The 1,817-nt window shown below is 59.4% G+C and carries 2 protein-coding genes; both read left to right on the forward strand.

The genetic code is table 11. The features are described 5' to 3' along the window. The first annotated feature begins 24 nt into the window (after positions 1–24). Complete coding sequence (locus VJ956_RS12035; RefSeq protein ID WP_324085250.1) at positions 25–753, forward strand: DsbA family protein; 729 nt, start codon at positions 25–27, stop codon at positions 751–753. Between the two features lie 67 nt (positions 754–820). Continuing rightward, the coding region (locus tag VJ956_RS12040; RefSeq protein ID WP_324085252.1) for a rhodanese-related sulfurtransferase at positions 821–1,817 on the forward strand (997 nt) is incomplete at its 3' end.

The following is a 1,817-nucleotide window of genomic DNA, read 5'->3' on the forward strand; positions in this document are numbered from 1 at the left end:
CCGCATATTCAAGGAGTTCCGCCCATGGGCGAAGCCAAGCGTCGCAAGAACACCGGCCAGCCAGCCGCACCGAAGGCGAAGAAAAGCCAGAAACCCCTGATGATCGGCCTTGGCGCTGGTGTTCTGCTCCTGGTGATTGCCATTGTCTATGTCATCACCGCGACGCCGGACCCGACATCCGATGCCTTGCCAACCGCCGGACCCGAGGCCAAAGCCTTTCCGGCGATGGTCGACCAGTACGGTGTCTCGGTCGGTAGCCCCGATGCCCCGGTTGTGGTGCGTGAATTCGCCGACTATCAGTGTCCTGCCTGCCAGCAGTTTACCGGCGCTGTCCAGAAGCTGAAGAAGCAGTATGTGGAGTCGGGTCAGGTCCGGTTCGTGTTTTTTGACTTGCCCCTCCGGCAGCATCAGAATGCGGTGCCAGCGGCGTTGGCGGCCCGTTGTGCCGGTGATCAGGGCAGCTTCTGGGCCATGCACGATATGCTTTTCGACAACCAGTATGAATGGAGTGGCTCCGGCAGCGCGGCCGCCATGTTCACCCGTTATGCCGATGAACTGGGGCTTGAAACCCGCCGGTTCCAGCGTTGCATGGATACGGAACTGCACGTTGAGGCGATCGAACGCAGCCGCCAGGTAGCCGTGCAGCTTCGGGTGAACAGCACGCCGACAGTTTTCGTTGACAACATCCTGCTGCCCCGGCCCGGCTGGGGTCAGCTGTCAGCGGTGGTTGAGCGCGAGCTTGCCAGTCAGTAGCCGGCGCAGCGAGAGCTGAAATACATGCTCCGGATTTACGATCCGGCCCGCAGAGGAAACCAGGTTTATGAGCCAGAACGTTGTTGTCTGTGCGCTTTACAGTTTTGCCGAACTGAATGATTACCAGTCCCTTCGCCGTCCTCTTTTGCAGTTGATGCATCAGCACAATGTCTGCGGCACCCTGCTGCTCGCCCGGGAAGGCATCAACGGCACCATTGCCGGTCCCCGCGGCGGTGTGGACCTCATCAAGGCCTGGCTGGATTCCGACGGCCGCTTTGGTGGCATCGACTACAAAGAATCCTTTGTTGATATCCAGCCGTTCAAGCGCACCAAGGTCAAGCTCAAGAAAGAAATCGTCACCATGGGTGTGGATGGTATCGACCCCAAGCGTATTGTCGGCACCTACGTTGAACCCAGAGACTGGAACGCCCTGATTTCCGACCCTGACGTGCTGGTGGTCGATACCCGCAATCAGTACGAGGTCGAAATCGGCACCTTCGCAAACGCACAGAATCCGGCTACCGACACCTTCCGCGAATTCCCGGACTATGTGAAACGGAATCTTGAGCCTGGCCGCCACAAGAAAGTCGCCATGTTCTGCACCGGCGGCATTCGCTGTGAAAAATCCACCGCCTACCTGAAGGAGCAGGGCTTTGACGAGGTGTATCACCTGAAGGGCGGCATCCTGAAATATCTGGAGGAAGTGCCCGAGCAGGAAAGCCTGTGGCGCGGTGAGTGTTTTGTGTTCGATGACCGGGTAACGGTGAACCACCGGCTGGAACGGGGTGAATATGATCAGTGTCATGCCTGCCGCCGTCCGATTACGGAAGCTGACAAGCAGCGCCCGGAATACCAGCAGGGCGTGAGCTGCCATCAGTGCATCGGGTCGCTGACCGAAGACCAGAAAGCCCGCTTTGCCGAGCGCGAACGCCAGATTCGTCTGGCCGAACGGCGCGGGGAAGTTCATGTGGGTGGCGAAGCCGCGAGCCTCATTGCACAGCGCAAGGCCCGAAAGCGTGCCGAACGGGAGCGTCAGGCCGAGAAAAGCATGAAAGGTGAGCGCG

This window comes from Marinobacter sp. (assembly GCF_035268745.1).
In the GTDB taxonomy this organism is placed as follows: domain Bacteria; phylum Pseudomonadota; class Gammaproteobacteria; order Pseudomonadales; family Oleiphilaceae; genus Marinobacter.